Source organism: Rhizobium sp. BT04 (genome assembly GCF_030053135.1).
Lineage (GTDB): Bacteria > Pseudomonadota > Alphaproteobacteria > Rhizobiales > Rhizobiaceae > Rhizobium > Rhizobium binxianense.
On the sequence record NZ_CP125652.1, the window covers coordinates 2047940 to 2065444 of the forward strand.

Below are 17505 nucleotides of genomic sequence, written 5' to 3' on the forward strand. Positions count from 1 at the left end.
ATGCAGCCTACATCCTGGTCCGATCGCCTCGTCTCCGCGGCACTCGCTTTGCTGGCATTCTGCTGCCTGACTGGCTGGAGCGTCGCCCATGCGCAGACGTTCACCCTCGTAGCCGAAGACAAGGTAAGACTGCGCGTCGTCGAATGGCGCTCATCGGATTCCCGCTATGCCAGCTGGGAAGCTCTAGACGGTGTCTATACCATCGACGATACCGGCGACCTGTCGATCCCGATCGCAGGCCATGTACAGGCGACGGGAAAGACGACCGAAGAGCTCGCCGATGCCATCGCTGGCGCACTGGCCGAAAAGGCCAACCTTCCCGGCAAGCCCTATATCGCCCTGGAAATTGCCGAGCATGCACCGATCTTCGTGACCGGAACCGTGCAAACTCCCGGGCGCTATCCCTTTGAACCCAACATGACTGTCATGAAGGCCGTCAGCATCGCCGGCGGCTTCCTGCGGGAACGCGAGGACAATACCTACTTCGAGCGCGACCGGATCCAGGCTGCCGGCGCCTACCGAACGGCCGTTCTCAACCGGCGCGATCTGTTGATGCGACAGGCGCGGCTCCGCGCGGAGATCGCCGGCGAGCAGAGTTTCGAGATCCCTGCAGAACTCTTGGGAACGGCCGATGTGGACAGGCTGAAGGCACAGGAATTGAACCTGATGCGGCTGCGGCGTGTCGATATCGATAGCCAGATCGAAGCGGCAAACGACCTCACCCGTCTCTATGGCCAGCAGGTCGAGTCGCTTGCGGCCAAGATCAGTTCGCAAAAACGGCAGATCGACCTTGCCCAGAAGGAACTTGATAACGTCAACAACCTGATGAGCAAGGGCCTGATAAGCAATTCCCGTCAGGTTTCGGTCGACCGCTGGGTGGCGGATGCGCAAGGCACGCTGATCGATCTCGAAGTCGCACTGACCACGGCCCGTCAGGGCCTCAGCGAAGCCGACCGTTCGAAGATCAACATCGTCAACAGGCAGAACAGCGAAAACCAGGAATTGCTCAACCAGGTCAATCTCGCAATCGGCAGGGCGGCGATCGATATCCAGGTGGCCCAGCTTCTGGGCGAACAGGCCGGCTACGACGCTCAACTGGCCCAGATCAATACCGACGCGCCGGGTCTCGGCAGAGCGCAGAAGAACTACAGGATCGTGCGTCGCAATGACGACGGGACCTCTCGCACCATCGCGGCGGACGATCAAACCGCATTGCTGCCGCACGATCTCATCGAGGTCGGCTTGGACACGAATCTTCAGGCGCCATCTCCGCCGCCGCAGACCGCACCGCAGAAACAGAGCTCGACAGCCCCATCGTCCGTTGTGGCCGGGGATAATCGGCCGGCCGCCGGCTGGATATCGCCGACAGGCTCGAATTAGGTGGCGGCTGTGATTATCGACGACATCGGCGGCTTTCGCCTCGGCCGCTCACTCTCCGGAACGGGATCTGAAGCATGTCGATAGAACCGATCGGTTTCATCGTTCTGTTGCTCGGCGTGCTCAGCGTGGTCAACGGCGCGCGCTTTGCTATTACGATCCTCTGCCTGTCGACGCTGCTGGGAGCCGCGGCGGCTCTGCAATTGCCGGCGCTCGGCGGCAGCAGCATCCAGCCAAGCCATCTTCTGGTACTCTTTCTCGTTGTCGCAGCGCTGCTGCGCCCGGCTCAAACGCAGGCCCTCCTGGCCAGCATTGCCTATCCAGGCCCTGGCTTCTGGTTTGCCGCCTACATCCTGTTTTCCGTAGCATCGTCTTTCTTCCTGCCCCGCATCTTTGCCGGCGCGACCCTCGTTTACTCCTCGGCACGAGACGCCTCGGGCATGATGTCGACAGTGGCCGCTCCGCTGTCGCCGGGTTCGTCCAATCTCAGCCAGTCCGTCTATCTGCTCGGTGACCTCGCCTGTTTTGTCGTCGTCGCGGGGCTTGCGAGACTCGGATATGCCCGTTTCATTGCACGGCAGCTGATCGTCGCGTCGATCGTCTGTTTTGCCCTGGCATTGATTGATATCGGAACCTTCCTGACCGGCCAGTCCTACCTGCTCGATGTCATTAGGAATGCAAATTATACCATGCATACGGCCGAAACGATCAGCGGCTTCAAGCGCATCGTTGGCCCGTTTCCCGAAGCAAGCATGTACGGCGCCGTCGCGCTGGCCTATTTTTCCTTCACACTCATGCTCTGGCTGGAGCGTGTTGAGAGCCGCCCGGCGGGACTTGCAACGCTTTTCATCGGCCCGACGATCGTCCTTTGCACGTCGACGACCGCCTATATTGCCGGCATGTTCGTCGTCTGCATGTTCGTGCTGTTCTGCCTGAAACGGCTGATCGGCGGCCCGGCCACGACCCCGCATGTCACACTCCTGGTGATCACGCTGTTCCTGATCCCTTGCGGCATCGTTGCCCTCAGCCTTGTCCCCGATGCGTGGGATTCCATCGTCGGCCTGGTGAACACCACGCTGTCGGACAAGCTGCAATCGCAATCCGGCGAAGAACGCACCGCCTGGAATACGCTGGCATTGATCGCATTCGTCGATACCGCCACCTTCGGCGCCGGGCTCGGCACGGTTCGAGCCTCGAGTTTTATCGCCGCATTGCTTTCCAATGTCGGATTAACAGGCACTCTTCTCTTCGCCACCTTCCTGTACAGCCTTGTAAGAGCGTCCGGCCGGCACATATCAGGCGATCGGCAGACGCACGCAATCGGAAACGCGGCGGTCATGGCATCGATCGGCCAGGTCGCCTCGGCGGCGATATCGGGAAGCGGCACCGATCTCGGCCTGCTGTTCAGCACCACGGCGGGCCTGGCGGCCGGGTGCCTGGCGGTAACCAATATCTCACCGCGACGCGCAACCCGATGGCTTGCCAACCGGCCCCCGCTGGAGACATCGACCTCTCTGATGAGAGCGCCGATGGTTTCGACACGATGATGCCCGCGCTCGAACTCCGCCCCGGCGCGGATTGGTCTGGTCACAGCATCGGCGTGTCCGCGCTGGGTCGGAGCCGGCCGGCCGCGTCGTGTCTTTCAAGGATCGCGGCTGGAAACAGCCCGTCTGCCGAGGACTCTAGGTCAATATCAGCCTTGCTGGCGCTCGCTGGTGGTCGCGACATTGTCTGCGACGGAATTATTTTGCCGCAGCCTGGCACTGCGGCGCAAAAGCCCCGACACGAACACACCCGCCAGATAGCCGATTTCCATGAGCACGAGGATGGCGAAACCGGAGAGGATCGCCGCGATCACGGAAGACCCATTGGCAAAAGCCACGCTTCCGAAGCCGATTGCCACGAGGAATGCAAAAATTGCGAAAGCCCAAGCACGGATGGAGGCCCCGGCGGCGATCGAAATTGCGACTGCCACGACTGTGGTGATCAACATGGCAATACCCCTTCCCTCTGCATTCCGACAAGGATCCCGGCACCGATGGTCGTACCGCGAAACAAGATGTCGAAACACAGCCTGGTGACAGGCAAGGCACTCTTCATGGTGAATATCTCAACAATGAACACACATAAGCCGCCGATGGCCAGATCCGATTCAGCCACGCCCGGACTGGACGCGGCTATATATACCGAACGGGGCCTTCATATGACAGACCCATCGGCTCAATTCACAACCGTTCCCTCGACGGGAACGACAATGCCGGCTCATTCGTATTGCGCACAATCGGAAGGATGATGACATGAACAATCAGTGCGTCGTCTACGTCACGGATGTCGAGTATTCATTTCCGACTATTCTCTCCGCACTTCAGGCTCGCAAATTCGCAAGCCCCGCGACCGATGTCTGCGTCCTCATGTCGGAACATCTCGATAATTTCGAAGAGCTGAAAGCCCTGCTTGCAACGAGCGGGGTCGACTTGATTGATGCGACGGAAGCGCTGCAGGAGTCGCTCGGCAAGCTCGACGGTTCGCATTTCCAGGGACGCATCAGCGTCAGCACTATGGCCAAGCTGGTCCTTTGCGAGATCCTGCCTGTCAACTATACCCAGATCATCTACCTTGATGGGGATACGCAGATCGTCAGCGATCTCGGGAGGCTGGAAAATGCCCGTGTGCCCGAGGGCAGGTTTTTCGCGGCGCGCGATTACACCGCGATCCACGACTTCCTCGACACTGGAAAGAGCAGCTACTATTTCAACGCAGGGGTCCTGAAATTCCATCGCAACGGCTGGATCGGGCAGGAGGCGCTTGAGCTTTTTGCTAAAAACCCCGAGGCCTGCGAGGGCAAACATGATCAGGGCGCGTTGAATTATGTCTGCGGTTCATCGCTCATCCTCGTTTCGAACCGCTGGAACTTTCCCAAACAGTTCCTTCATCTGGTGAACATGTCTTCCTTGTCGATCGTTCATTATATGGCGCATCCGAAGCCGTGGCATGGCACTTTCTTTCCTTGGACCGACCGGGAAAGCCAAGTTTACGTCGACCTGCGCAAAGCACATCCGATTTACAACGCGCTGTATCGCGGAATAAGCTTCGACCGTAAAATGCTCTATAAATACCGATCGATACGAGCCCGCATCGAACACGCAGTTGAGAAAGGCAGGCCCCATCCGCGGGTCCAGAGCCTACTGGTCGGCGGCGACTACGCCGTATGATGGTGTGTTGTTCGTCAGACCTGAGGATTCTCCGCGTAAGCGATGTCGGGATTGCCGGCGGACGCGCAACTGTTCATCCATTCATCCCAGAATGGATAATGTTCAGGACACAATATGAGTTATAGCGCTTCCGCCGCCAGTATCTCGCATTACCTAAAAGCCCGCCTGCGCCGGACGCTCAAGGCTCGACAGGTTCGCTACGACCTGCTGCGCGGCGGGCTCAAGCAGGCGCGTCACGTCGTCATCTGCGTCATCCGCGACGAGGGGCACCGGCTGGCATTCTTCCTGCAGTATTATCGCGATCTCGGCTTCGAGCACTTCATCTGCATCGACAACGGCTCGACCGATGGCACTGTGGAGTTGCTGTCCAGCTTCGATGATGTCTCCCTTCTTTCGGCTCACGGCTCCTACAAGGCGGCGAGATTCGGAAACGACTGGATCAACGAAGTCATCAACCGGCACTGCCGGGAGAAATGGGTTCTCTATGTCGATGCAGACGAGTTTCTAGTCTATCCGCATTGCGACACACGGCCGATCGATCAGTTGACCGCCTATATCGATTCCACCGGTGGCCATTCGCTGCGCTCTGTCATGATCGACATGTACAGCCCGCATCCCGTTCTTGAAAACATATGCGAGCCCGGCCGCAATCCGATTGAGGTCTGCAATCTCTTCGACCGATCCGGCTATGTCGCGCATTTCGACAAACGCAACTGTACGATATGGATCAAGGGCGGCGTTCGCGGGCGCGTCTATTTCCACGACCGACTCTGGGACGGCCCCGCGCTGAACAAGATCCCGCTGGTCTACGTCCAGGGTGAACGTCTTTTTCTCAAGTCATCACACCAGGTCTGGCCGCTCTCTCTCAATCTGGGCGACATGCACGGAGCGCTCGGCGTGTCCGGCGCGCTTCTGCATTTCAAGTTCCTGTCGACCTTCGTGCACAAGGTTGCCGACGCGGCGCACCGATCCCAGCACACGGAGGAATATACCGTATATTCCTCGAGCAAGGACATGGACGACTTCGTCTATGACGATACGGGCACTTACAGAAGCTGGAAGGACCTCTCCGATCACGGGCTCATCCAGGGTGAAGGGTGGAAATACTGGCGGAATGCGTCAGAGAGCGAGGTCTGACGCTCGCAACCGCAACGGATGGGTCAAGTGGGGGATTGTCCAACAATCCAAAGTCCGCAGCGTCCCTTGCGCGCCCGAAAAGACGGGCAACGCTGTAGCGGCGGATTGTGGGAGTTTTCCGCCGTTTGCTCCTTTTATTTTATCAGAGCAAAGTTCAGGCGAGGGACGTCTCACCCTCGGCATAGGCTTCAAGCGCTTTCCGATTGAGAATACGGATTTTGCCTTGCGTCCCGTCGACCACTTTGCTCTCGCGCAAGCGCCGCAGGCACTGGTTGACCTTTTCACGCGAGGCCGGCAGCGTCGCGGCCAGGTCATGTTGGGAGATGATCAGTTCGTCGCCGTTGTTCTGCGCATCCGTTCGGTACAAGGCAGAAAGACGCAGTAACGTCCGTGCCAATCTCTGCCGCAAATTCGATCCGGCGTTGGAAATGATCCTCAGCTCGAGTTCGAAAACACGCGCCAGCGCCTTCGACAGGATCTTCACCTGGAATTGCGGATCGTTCGCACACAGGTCCCGCAGCAACCGGCCGTCGAAATAATGCAGTTCGCAGTCCGACGAGGCCCGATATTCCAGGCTGAGAGATTGCTTGCGCAGCACCTCCAATTCGCCGATCAAGCCGCCTTTCGGAATGATCTCCACGATAAACTCCCGTCCATCGGCAAGCGGGGTGCTTGCATTGATCATTCCGCGATGGACGCGGGCGAACATATCGATGAGGACACCAGCGCCGGCAATAACCTCACCGCGGCGAAATTTTCGAACACTCGTGCGGCAAAACGGAAACTCGTGATCCAAATCCGCCCGGCGGCCGTATTCATTACCTGCAGGTCCACAAGTAACCGCTTCGCCCGTTTGCGGAGCGCTTCCTCTAGTCCTGCCGCCTCGGATGTCAATCATCCCGTCCATTCGGAGTAACTCCACGCAGATTAATTGGGTTTACTGCTGCCGGAAACATTCGTAGTGGGTTAAATTAGAAAGTCAAATAATAATAATATAAAAATTTCGTGTTAAAACTATACATAAATATGACAAACCCTCATATTTGAATATCTTAAAATTGCTATTAAATTCTATTGGAATGAAATTTCAGAAGCTACGTGACACTTTTTATACAATTAACGGCGGCTGCTTGCCGATAGAATAAATCAAGAAACATCGGGGATAAATGACAAACAAAAATAGATGTAATTAATATTTAAGATGCACCGTCCGTAGATAAATAATTATTTTAAGTATTCACAAGACTTTCTTTGGGATATAAATAAATTATTCACGATTATGACCTCGGTCACAGACATCAAACTTGGATTAAAACAAGCTTTGGCTGTGATTTCTGGGATTTGTCTAACGGAGACCCGGATGGCGGGAAAAAATCAGCGCATCAACGTAACCCAACCTTGGCGGGACTTTGCCGGAGCCCGGCAGGACAGGCATCCTTTCAACTCGTCACAATCCCATACGATCAGCAGAATTCTGAAGCGTGCGCTGGATATCCTCATTGCGGCAAGTCTCTTATTACTTCTGTCGCCGCTCCTTTTATCGGTGGCTGTCATCGTCCCCTTAAGTGACGGGGGCGCTATTTTCAATTCCCGTCGTCGGATCGGCTATAAAGGAAAAGAGTTTGGTTGCCTCAAATTTCGGACAGTGAGATCCGCCGCAGCGGTGAACGGGCATGTGACGGTGATCGGCGATGTATTGGAGCGGTCAAACCTTGAGAAGCTTCCGCAATTGATCAACGTGTTGCTTGGCCACATGAGCCTCGTCGGGCCCCAGGCGATTACAAAGGAAGAGCTGCCGCGTTACGGTGAACATGCCGATGCCTATTTGTCCGTCCGTCCAGGCCTGACTGGTCATTGGCAAAACAGCGGGCGCAGCGACATCAGCTCTCAAAATAGAGTTTCCCTCGATGTCGACTATCTGTCCAAATGGACGCTCGCGCGGGATTTCGTGATCATCGCAAAAACGGTGTTCGGCCTGCTTTCCCGGCATGCCTTGCTGCCCAGGCAAGACCTATGACGTTCTGACACCACGCATAGCGAGATAATCCTCGCCAAGGTCCTATCCCGCCGCAGTCATTACCCTATCCGTGAGGGCGTTTGCCGGTCACATGCGGGCGCTCGGCGATGGCGTTCTTTCTCCGGCGTTTTTGCACATGCGCCCACAATGAGAAGGCGAATAGCCCCGCCAGATAACATATTTCCATCAATGCAAGCAGTTCGAGGCAAGAAACGCTCGCTTCCCCAAAGGAAGAGCCGTTCAGCAGGATCACGACACCCCAGGCGGCGACCAGCAGAAATGCGAAAATTGCGAAGGCCCAGGCGCGAATTGTCGCTCCGGCGACGACGGAGACTGCAACCACGATGAGGGTGCTCTTCAGCATTAATCTGCTCCTCTCTTCACACCTCCTTCAAGCCGCGGTCAGCGCTGAAAGCATGACGAAACCTGAAGTCGAAACGAGGTTCGATTAAAGTATTTTATCGGTTATCGTTAAAATATCGCTAATACCGCCCAAACAAGTCGAATGAACCTCTGTCGTAGAATATTCGACTACTCATCCAGCAGGGGCGCTCTACGCCAAAAGCCAAGAAATTCGCAGATATCGCGGCCGGGAAGAGTTAGGCATTTGCAGGCTTATACAGCAATCATTGATGCAAGCGCGGCATTCTCCAGTCGAACTCAATATTCGTCCCTTGGGGAAAAGATGGGGCAGCACATGGGTTTAGGATGAGCGCATATGTGCTCGCCGCGAGCCGGATCGCGCTTGCCGGGCAAGCACACGATCTCGACGGTGTCAGCAATTGGCGACGGCCTACTCGAAATTCGGCATGACGACGGGCCGGCTGTTCACCCTTGATGATCGCCACACATAAAAAGCAGGGTTCGCGGCGATGGCGAACCCTGCGCATCCTCGAGCTGTACCCGGAATTGCCGGCCCCGAACCGGAAACCTATTTCGAAACCGCCCCGGCCAGCTGTCGTTTCGTGCCGCGTTGGAGGCTGAGGTTTTCAAGCCAGGTGACTTGTTTCCGCAATTTCAACGCCGGCTTTTCGATGAAGCTCCACGAGAAGGCAGCAAAGCAAGTGGCAACGATGCTGCAGACAATGCCATTCAACAGCCAGTTGTGCGCCCACGGCCCGAGCGCTACGAACGCCTGTTGGATGGGATAGCCATAGAGGAAGACGCCGTAGGAGTAGTCGGCCCCCCTGAGAACGCGAAGTTTGCGGGGTGAGGTCAGACCGAGGAAGACCGTAACATAGCCCATGGCCGGAATGGCAATGAAGTCCCCGAAGGAGGTGAACCAGTAGGCCCACAGGATCACGGCCACCGACGCGAGGAAAATTCTTAGATCCCACAGCACCTTGTCCTTGTAGAGATAAAAGGTCACGCCCACGAGAAAAGCACAAATGAGCAGATTGCCCGACGCGGTCGTGGGCATCGTCGCCCAATCACTTTCATGTTTCCAATACCTTGCAATACCGAAAGCGATGATCAAAGCCGGCGTTGCGATAAGGGCGATCACACGCCGCCTGACCACGCCGAGCAGAAAGAGCACGGCGATCACGGCATAGCACTCAAGCTCGAAGGGCACCGTCCAGAGCTGCCCGTTTACCATCGCGGCATCAGGATTATCCAGGAATACCCCGGGGAGATTGAAGTGAATGTGCCCGGTGACGTTCAGCAGGTAGGTAAAGAACTGAGGATCGGTGAAGTAGTCACGCAGGTCATACTCTGTATAGATCGCTCCGAGTATAAAGGCGGCCAGCAACACCTCCACCGCGAGAGCGGGGTAAATCCGGATAAATCGGTTCCCGAGAAAGGAGATCAATGTCTTCGACCGTTCAAGACTGCCGGCCACCAGGAACCCGCTCAGGACAAAGAACATGGGCAGCACTGACTTGATGACAGGCCGGAAGGGTGATTCCCAGAGAAAAAGGTCATCGCCGTACGTGACGCGGGCCGTATGGATCCAAAGCACTGAAAAGGCTAACAGTAATCGCATGTAGTCGAATCCTGTCGGTCGCCCATTCGCTAGATCAAGCTTTTCGCCGAGAAACATCTGTGCCCCTTTCAGAAGTATTGACGCTGTTTGGAATGGCGCTCTGTTGTCACAGAGCAGCTGCAACATCATTGCCGGATCGGCGCCGCGTGTCAGTGACCACAGGTACATCAGGAAAAAATTGAACGAGAGAGCACGCCTCTCCCGACGACGAGATAGCTGAGCGTCAAGCCCATGGCCCTGTGCTTCCCGAGGCGCCATGCGACGGTCGGAGTGGAAATCCAGGCAATCGGGCGGCGGATTGGATGAGGAACTATGAAATTTCTGGCCACCCTGTTCTGTATTGTTCTCGCCCTTATCGGATCGGGGCTGATCGGCGGCGGCGTCTGGCTGCTCAGCCTTGGCGGCTCACCCTATTATACGATCGTCGGGCTTGCCTATCTGGTGGCAGCACTTCTGCTGTGGCGCCGGAAGACATCTGGCGGCCTCATCGTCCTGGCTGTCGCCATCCTCACCCTTCCCTGGGCGCTATGGGAGTCGGGTCTCAATTTTTGGGCGCTCTTTGCACGGTTGATGTCCCCGATTGCGCTGGCCGGCTTTGCGCTTCTCTTTGCGCCGTCGCTTTCACCTACCGCCAACCGGAAGCTCTTCTATGGCGGCGCCCTGGTCAGCGCTCTCGTCTTTGTCGCGGGTTTCGGTCTCAGTTTCGTGCCGCATGGGATCATCCGTCCCTCCGCCGACATCCCCGCCTACAAGATCGCCAAGGGCGACAACTCGCCCTCCGACTGGACATCCTATGGGCGCAGCACGGCAGGAGATCGCTATTCCCCATTCGATCAGATCAATCGGGGCAATGTTGCCAAGCTCGATCTCGCCTGGACATATCGCAGCGGGAAAAGCGAAGGCGCCGACCAGAACACGCCTCTGCAGATCGGAGATACGGTTTACACCTGCACACCGACAGATGTGATCGCAGCACTTGATGCGGATACCGGCAAACCCCGCTGGACCTTCGACCCCAAGGCGTCAGCCCCCTATTGGCAGCGTTGCCGCGGCCTTGGTTACTACAAGCTACTGCAGGAGGCCCAATCCGCCGATGGTCTTTGCAACGAGCGCCTGGTGCAGACAACGATCGATGCCCGCCTTCTGGAGATCGACAGCAAGACCGGCGCGCCCTGCAAGGGCTTCGGCGACGATGGCACCGTGCTGCTTTCCCAGGGTATGGGTGAAGTCAAATCAGGCTATTATTTCCAGACATCGGCGCCGCTGATCGCCCGCAATCTGATCGTCGTCGGAGGCTGGGTCATCGACAATCAGGAGGTTGGCGAACCCTCGGGCGTCATCCGCGCGTTCAATGTCGTCACCGGCAAGCTCGAATGGGCATGGGACCTCGGCAATCCCGAGATTACCAAACTTCCGCCGGAGGGCCAGACCTATACGCGGGCCACGCCCAACATGTGGACGACGGCCGCGTTCGACGACAAGCTTGGTCTGATCTATGCACCGCTCGGCAATACCACCCCGGATTATTACGGCGTCAATCGCCCTGCTTTCGCCGACCAATACAATGCCACATTGGTAGCGCTCGATGTCACGACGGGACGGGAGAAATGGAAGTTCCAGACCGTGCATCACGACATCTGGGACTATGACCTCCCGGCTCAACCGGTGCTGATCGACCTGCCTGATGCCAATGGCACCAGCGTGCCTGCTCTCCTGCAGACCACCAAACGCGGGCAGCTTTTCCTGCTCAACCGTCAGACCGGCGCACCGCTTGCCGAAGTTCAGGAGAAGCCGGTGCCGCAGCACGGCGGCGCGCCGGAGGAGAAACTGTCTCCGACACAGCCCTATTCCGTCGGCATGCCGACAATCGGTGCGGACCGCGTGACCGAACAGACGGCCTGGGGCCTGACGATGTTCGATCAGCTGGCCTGCCGCATCGCCTTTCGAAGGATGCGCTACGACGGCGATTTCACCCCGATCGGCACCCAATATGCGATCCAGCAGCCGGGAAATCTGGGTGGCCTCAACTGGGGCAGCGTATCGGTCGATTTGCCCAACAACCGCGTCTTCATGAATGATATTCGCGTGCCCAGCCTTTTCGCGCTCATTCCGCGCCAGGACTACGTCGATTTTGCCCTCACGACGACGGCACACGGCCCCTCCGCCCCGCAGCGCGGTACGCCCTATGGCATGGCCACCGAAATGTGGACCTCGAGGCTCCGCGTTCCCTGCACGCAACCGCCCTTCGGCACCGTGACGGCGGTGGATCTGAATACCCGCAAGATCGCCTGGCAGGTTCCGGCCGGGACCGCCGAGGAGCTCGGGCCGTTCAAGATCAAAACCAAACTGCCGATGCCGATGGGCCTGCCGGGTTACGCCGGTACTTCGGCGACCGCCGGCGGCGTCGTGTTCTTCGCCGGCTTCCAGGACTATTATATCCGCGCCTATGATGCCGAGAATGGTACCGAGCTCTGGAAATATCCCCTGCCGGTCGGCTCGAGCGCGACGCCCATGACCTATGTCTCGCCGAAAACCGGCAAGCAATATGTCCTGATATCGGTCGGCGGCGCACCCTATTCGACGGATGCTGGCGACTACGTCTTTGCCTTCTCTCTGAAAAACGGCGATTAGCCTGGCCACCGGGCCGCTCCTCGCCATCGATCCGGACTATGCGGCGGCCCAGGCACTCATTTCCTTCACGCATGTGCTCGACTACATCAACGCCTGGAGCAACGACCCGGAGGAGTCGCTGCGGATCGGGCTGGATCTCGCGCAGCAGGCCGTGGAGATGGCCGAGGAACAGCCGAACGGCCACTTCGCGCTGGGCATGGCTTGCATGTGGAACCGGGAACTGGACCGGGCGCAAGCACAGGTGCAGCAGGGCCTCACGCTTTCTCCCAACTCCGCCGAACTCCTGATGCTGATGGCCCATATCCAGATATTTTCCGGCGATCCCGCAGGCGCTCTCGAAACACTGAATGCATCCATGCGGCTCGACCCGCACCATCCGGAAATTCTTTTCCAATTTCTCGCCGATGCGCACTTTTCTCTCGGTGAATATGAGCAGGCAATTGCTGCGATCGAGCAGCGGCTCCAACACAACGCCCAATCGGAAACCGCCTATGCCCTGCTCGCGTCGTGCTACGGCCACCTCGGCCGGCCTGAGGAGGGCTGACGGGCATGGGAGAGAGCGCTCCAGATCAACCCCAATTTCTCCGTCGAACGCCGCCGCCGCGTCCTCCCATTCCGCAACCGCGAGGATTTTGACCGCCGTGTCGAAGGACTCCGCAAGGCAGGCTTGGTTGTCCCGGATGTCGGCCAATGCTGACGGAAACTGCGGCTCGGACCATTTCCAACATGATACCACTTCGGGCAACAGTAATGGCAACGGCACGACACCTGCTGTAAGATAACGGTTAAGGATCGGACACCCGGAAAGAGCTGGCATGGAGCGCCGTCTTGCAGCAGTGCTGATTGCGGATGTTGTCGGTTACAGCCGTCTGAGCGAGATCGACGAAGAGGGAACGCGTATCCGCTTCCACACCGACCTCCACGAACTCTTCGAGCCGAAGATCGCCACGCATCACGGCCGCCTGATCAAGACCATGGGCGACGGAATTCTGGTTGAGTTCCATAGCGTGGTGGACGCCTTGCGCTGCGCCGTCAAAATCCAGCAGCAAAAGGCGGAACGCAATGCGGCCCTGCGTCCCGAGCAGCGGATGCTTTTCCGCATCGGCGTCAATCTCGGCGATGTCATCGTCGAAGGAGAGGACATCCACGGAGACAGCGTCAACATAGCCGCACGCCTGGAATCTCTTGCCCAGCCCGGCGGCATTTGCATATCCGGCACCGCCTTCGATCATACGGTACACAAGGCCGATGTCGGCTTCTCCGCTCTCGGTGAGCAGCAACTGAAGAACATAGTCGATCCGGTTCGCGTCTATCGTGTTCTGCTGGATCCCGCTGAGGCAGGCAAGGTCGTCGTCTCCCATCGGCCCCGCCACAGGGCGATCATCCTGGCGACGCTTGCAGCGCTGCTGATCGCGACCGCTGCGATTGGCTTCGCATGGCAGTGGCCGTTCGTGCTGCAACGTCCATCCGTCGCGGTGCTTCCTTTCATCAATCTGAGCAACGACCCCGGCCAGGATTATTTCACCGATGGCATGACTGACGGCCTCATTGCCGATCTGACCATGCTTTCGGACATTGACGTCATCGGCCATAACTCGGTGTTTGCCTATAAAGGCAAGCCCCTGGTTTTGGCCGACGTTGGACGCGATCTCGGCGTGCGCTTCGTCGTCGAGGGCAGCGTGCAGCGGATAGGCGACCAAATCCGCGTCAATGCACAACTGATCGATGCCGCAAGCGGCGACCACCTGTGGGCCAACCGGTTTAATCGCGGCGCGGCGGATGTGATGGCCATGCAGAACGAGCTGAGCCGGCAGATCGCCGCAGCGCTCGGCCTGAAACTCACGCGATCCGAGGCGGAGCGGATTACCCGTCCGCCGACAGCAAATCTTGAAGCATACGACTACTACCTTCGTGCCGAGCAGGCGACGCGGACGGGCCGCCGTTCGCGGCTGCTCGAAGCACTGGCGCTTTTTGACAAGGCCGAAGCGCTCGACCCCGATTTTGCAGAGGCCTTCGCGGCCGACGCGCACGCGACCGCCTATGTCTGGCGAAGCGCATATGACGACGTTCTCCAGAGCGCGCTGGCCCGAAAAAGGGCCTACGAGAAGGCAAGCCGCGCCCTGGCGCTCGACCCGGTTCTTTCATCGCCATACGCCGTTCTAGCCGTCATGCAGGTGGTGGACCGCCGCTACGAGCAGGCGGTCACCTCGGCGCAGCAGGCAGTGTCGCTCGGAGCTGCCGATGCCGAAGCGCACATGGCCTTGGCCTATGTCCAACTGTTCTCCGGCAATCATGCCGAAGCCGCCGCGGCCGTCGAGACGGCGCTCAGGCACGATCCGAACCTCTCCGCCATCAACCGATACACGGCTGGCCTGGTCTTCTATTTGCGGCGCGACTACACGAAGGCTATCGACAATTTCCAACGTGCACGAGACGGTTCGCCGGGAAATGGCGATTTCGTGACCCCGCTCGCTATGGCCTATGTCCGCGCCGGCCGCCTCGATGACGCCCGTGCGACTGTTACTGAGGGACTTCGCTTTCTGGCTGGGCGCGATTCCCTGGCGGGCTGGCGTATCAGCAATGCCCACTTCCGCAACGAGCAGGATTTGACCTCTATCATCGATGCCCTGCGCGAGGCCGGTCTGCCGGAATGGCCGTTCGGTTTCAAGGGTAACGAGCAGGACCGGCTGCACGGCGACGAAATCGCAAGCACCGTTATGGGCAAACTTCTGCGGGGCAAAACCGAGCCCTCAGGAAGCCCTGCACTCATGCAAATCGAACCCAACGGTAAGGCGGCATTCCGCTCGGCGACGCAGATGATCACCGGGACGGTTTTCGTCAATGACGACATGCTCTGCGAGCAGAGCGAGAATGCATTTGGACGAGCCGATTGCGGCCCGGTCTACAAACCTGCAAACGCGCCCGATGAAACCAGCTATGCCTATGTGAACTCCACCAAGGTCTTCTATTTCTCGCCCGTCAAATAGTCGCGTTCCATCTGCGTCAGTGATATTGATCCCGCTCGAGATCGGCTGCGACCTTCGGCCAGTTGCTATCGGCTTTCGGCACTGCTTCGGCCACATGAGCGGCAAACTCCTCTGCCGATCCTTTGTCGTAGACCAGGTAAAGCTTGCCATCGATGATCTTGAATGCCTCCGGATCGACATTGATCGTGACCGACCCGAGAGCCACCTCGCCCGCGCAGTAACCGCCATACTGGGGCGCATATTTGATCGGCTCGCTGATGAACATTTCGCGGTGTTTGGCATTGGCGAACAGCCACGGCGTCCCCAGCCATTCGTGGGAGAACTCCTTGGAACCTTTCACCGCTTTGCCTTCGGTGAAATAGGCGACAGGGTCGTATCCCATGATTGCCACGCCGCCGAAGTACCCCGTATTAACCGAGTCGTCGGCGAAAGCTCGCGATCCGCCGACAGCGGCCAAGCTCAGAAGGAACACCGCCATAGAGCGACCAATTCCCCGCGCACTGTTTTCGGTCCTTGAACACATCTGCGCCTCCTGTTCAATCGTGGATTTCGATGCACTTGGCGTAACCTTCCTCGCCGAGCCGGGTGGCCGGAGGGCACGACGCGCCGTGCCGCTTGAACAGTCGCACGATGTCCATGTTGCCTTTCCAGACCGCACGCGTGATCGGCGTATAACCGTGAACCTCCGCATGACCGACGTCAGCCCCCTCGGCGAGAAGAAACGCGGCAAGAGCGACGTGGTTTTCCTCACCGGCCACCATCAGCGGCGTCACACCCGCTTTATTGGCCGCGTCGTCGAGCGTCGCGCCATGGTGGAGCAGCAGCTTGCTGATCGGCAAGCTGCCGGAGAAAGCCGCGGCATGAAGCGGCGTAAAGCCGCCCGAATTCCGAGCCATGACATCAGCACCTTTGCCGATGAGCAATTCGGCTATGGCGAGCTGGTCTCCGAGTGCGGCGTTGATGAGAGGCGTTGCCTGGTCGCGTGCCCGGCTGTCGACATCAGCGCCCCCAGTCAGAGCCTCTTCGACGGCGGCGGCGTTTCCGGTTGCAACGGCATCGAACAAGGGGCTCCCCGCAGCGGCTATTGTCGCTGTGAAAATCAACACCACCGATGCAAGCAGCTTACGCATGGCTCAGCCCCCGAAGGTAGCCTGAGAAAATAGCACAAGCCGCGGGTTTTGGGTAGGCACAGAGCACCCTGAGAGCTTGAACTTCCCTGCATCACGTTATTGGCAACGCGTCAGCCAGGCAGGATACAAACCGCTATCGCGACCACCGTGCTATGATCTGGTCGGTATTTGCCAGTGCCTTGCGGACCGCGTTGCGCGCCATGGCCGGCCGCTGCAATCGGATGCTTTTCTCAATATTTTCATGAAGTTTCAGCGCGTATCGCAAATTGTCTTCCTCTCGCGTGACATGGGCAAAGAGGTGGTTCAGCGCCGACTCGATCAATACACCGAGCGGCACCAGCAGATCATTTCCGGAGGCGCGTAAGATCGCGATGTGAAATCGTGCATCGGATTCCGTTCGCTGCTGGAGCGACGTCGCCTGATCCATGTCATGCAGGGCCTGACTGATCGCATTCATTTGCTCCTCGGTCCGGCGCTCCGCAGCCAGTGCCGTGGCTTCCGGCTCGATCATATGCCTGAGTTCCTGCACGGCCCTCAGAAAGGCTTCACGATCGGGCGATGCGGCATACCAGCCCAGGACATCTCGATCCAACAGGTTCCAACGTTCCTTGGGTTCGACCCAACTGCCGATTTTCGGGCGGGAAGACAACAGGCCCTTGGCCATCAACATCTTGATGGCTTCGCGCACCGCCGACCGGCTGACTTCGAAGACCTCAGACCATTTTGCCTCGTTCGGCAGGATCGTGCCCGGCGGGTAGTCGCCGCGCACAATTCGCAGCCCGATCTCGCCGGCCAGAGACACATGAACACTCGCCCCGGCCATGCGGGGAGAATTTGGGCGCCTTGTGGTGGCCGAGCGGTCAACCGTCACCGTGTCGACCGGAGCCGTCGGCTTTCCCGATTTCTTGTCAGGCATTTACCTACTGCCTCAGCATTCTTTCGACTGTCTGCGCGTACTATCAAAACAATCGTAATAACGAGGAAGTCGCCTGCGATTGACTCCGCCAAAAAGCGCGGAATCCAGAGCGCG

Annotated in this window: 14 protein-coding genes and 1 pseudogene; 8 read left to right on the forward strand and 7 right to left on the reverse strand. The window is 58.4% G+C overall.

The window, feature by feature from the left end; all coding sequences use genetic code 11:
- Positions 1-1380 (forward strand): polysaccharide biosynthesis/export family protein, encoded by a 1380-nt coding sequence (locus QMO82_RS18590; protein ID WP_183607741.1) that lies wholly within the window; start codon positions 1-3, stop codon positions 1378-1380.
- Positions 1381-1454: 74 nt separating this feature from the next.
- Positions 1455-2924: a hypothetical protein gene (locus QMO82_RS18595; RefSeq protein ID WP_272781760.1), complete on the forward strand. Its 1470-nt coding sequence runs from the start codon at positions 1455-1457 to the stop codon at positions 2922-2924.
- Between the two features lie 146 nt (positions 2925-3070).
- Here QMO82_RS18595 and QMO82_RS18600 read toward each other — a convergent pair whose 3' ends face one another.
- Entirely contained in the window at positions 3071-3370 is a 300-nt protein-coding gene (locus tag QMO82_RS18600) for a hypothetical protein (RefSeq protein ID WP_210305781.1), read from the reverse strand.
- Between the two features lie 304 nt (positions 3371-3674).
- Here QMO82_RS18600 and QMO82_RS18605 point away from each other — a divergent pair, with 304 nt between their 5' ends.
- Positions 3675-4589, forward strand: coding sequence for a glycosyltransferase (locus tag QMO82_RS18605; RefSeq protein WP_183607738.1), 915 nt, complete (start codon positions 3675-3677; stop codon positions 4587-4589).
- A gap of 114 nt (positions 4590-4703) precedes the next feature.
- Positions 4704-5726 (forward strand): glycosyltransferase family 2 protein, encoded by a 1023-nt coding sequence (locus tag QMO82_RS18610; RefSeq protein WP_183607737.1) that lies wholly within the window; start codon positions 4704-4706, stop codon positions 5724-5726.
- Between the two features lie 154 nt (positions 5727-5880).
- On the opposite strand, the gene QMO82_RS18615 is transcribed toward QMO82_RS18610, so the two are convergent.
- A complete protein-coding gene (locus tag QMO82_RS18615; RefSeq protein ID WP_183607736.1) occupies positions 5881-6633 on the reverse strand; it encodes a Crp/Fnr family transcriptional regulator in 753 nt (250 codons plus the stop codon).
- A 453-nt stretch (positions 6634-7086) separates the two neighbouring features.
- Here QMO82_RS18615 and QMO82_RS18620 point away from each other — a divergent pair, with 453 nt between their 5' ends.
- Positions 7087-7743, forward strand: a complete 657-nt coding sequence (locus QMO82_RS18620; protein ID WP_183607735.1) for a sugar transferase — start codon at positions 7087-7089, stop codon at positions 7741-7743.
- A gap of 64 nt (positions 7744-7807) precedes the next feature.
- On the opposite strand, the gene QMO82_RS18625 is transcribed toward QMO82_RS18620, so the two are convergent.
- Positions 7808-8107 (reverse strand): hypothetical protein, encoded by a 300-nt coding sequence (locus tag QMO82_RS18625; RefSeq protein WP_183607734.1) that lies wholly within the window; start codon positions 8105-8107, stop codon positions 7808-7810.
- A gap of 567 nt (positions 8108-8674) precedes the next feature.
- Complete coding sequence (locus tag QMO82_RS18630; RefSeq protein WP_246718294.1) at positions 8675-9784, reverse strand: acyltransferase; 1110 nt, start codon at positions 9782-9784, stop codon at positions 8675-8677.
- 255 nt (positions 9785-10039) lie between these two features.
- Here QMO82_RS18630 and QMO82_RS18635 point away from each other — a divergent pair, with 255 nt between their 5' ends.
- The 3 genes and pseudogenes from QMO82_RS18635 to QMO82_RS18645 all read left to right on the forward strand — a co-directional run bounded on the left by QMO82_RS18635 (position 10040) and on the right by QMO82_RS18645 (position 15345).
- On the forward strand, positions 10040-12358 hold the full coding sequence (locus QMO82_RS18635; RefSeq protein ID WP_183607733.1) for a membrane-bound PQQ-dependent dehydrogenase, glucose/quinate/shikimate family: 2319 nt from the start codon (positions 10040-10042) through the stop codon (positions 12356-12358).
- A gap of 19 nt (positions 12359-12377) precedes the next feature.
- Positions 12378-13055 (forward strand): annotated as a pseudogene (locus QMO82_RS18640) (tetratricopeptide repeat protein); the annotation flags it as partial.
- 118 nt (positions 13056-13173) lie between these two features.
- On the forward strand, positions 13174-15345 hold the full coding sequence (locus QMO82_RS18645; RefSeq protein ID WP_183607732.1) for an adenylate/guanylate cyclase domain-containing protein: 2172 nt from the start codon (positions 13174-13176) through the stop codon (positions 15343-15345).
- Between the two features lie 16 nt (positions 15346-15361).
- Here the strand turns inward: QMO82_RS18645 and QMO82_RS18650 are convergent, their stop codons facing one another.
- The 3 genes from QMO82_RS18650 to QMO82_RS18660 all read right to left on the reverse strand — a co-directional run bounded on the left by QMO82_RS18650 (position 15362) and on the right by QMO82_RS18660 (position 17391).
- The gene (locus QMO82_RS18650; protein ID WP_272781753.1) at positions 15362-15868 is read right to left on the reverse strand and encodes a YHS domain-containing (seleno)protein; all 507 of its coding nucleotides are present in this window, start codon (positions 15866-15868) and stop codon (positions 15362-15364) included.
- Between the two features lie 13 nt (positions 15869-15881).
- Positions 15882-16475, reverse strand: coding sequence for an ankyrin repeat domain-containing protein (locus tag QMO82_RS18655; RefSeq protein WP_183607730.1), 594 nt, complete (start codon positions 16473-16475; stop codon positions 15882-15884).
- Positions 16476-16608: 133 nt separating this feature from the next.
- On the reverse strand, positions 16609-17391 hold the full coding sequence (locus tag QMO82_RS18660) for a FadR/GntR family transcriptional regulator (protein WP_183607729.1): 783 nt from the start codon (positions 17389-17391) through the stop codon (positions 16609-16611).
- Between the last annotated feature and the right edge of the window lie 114 nt (positions 17392-17505).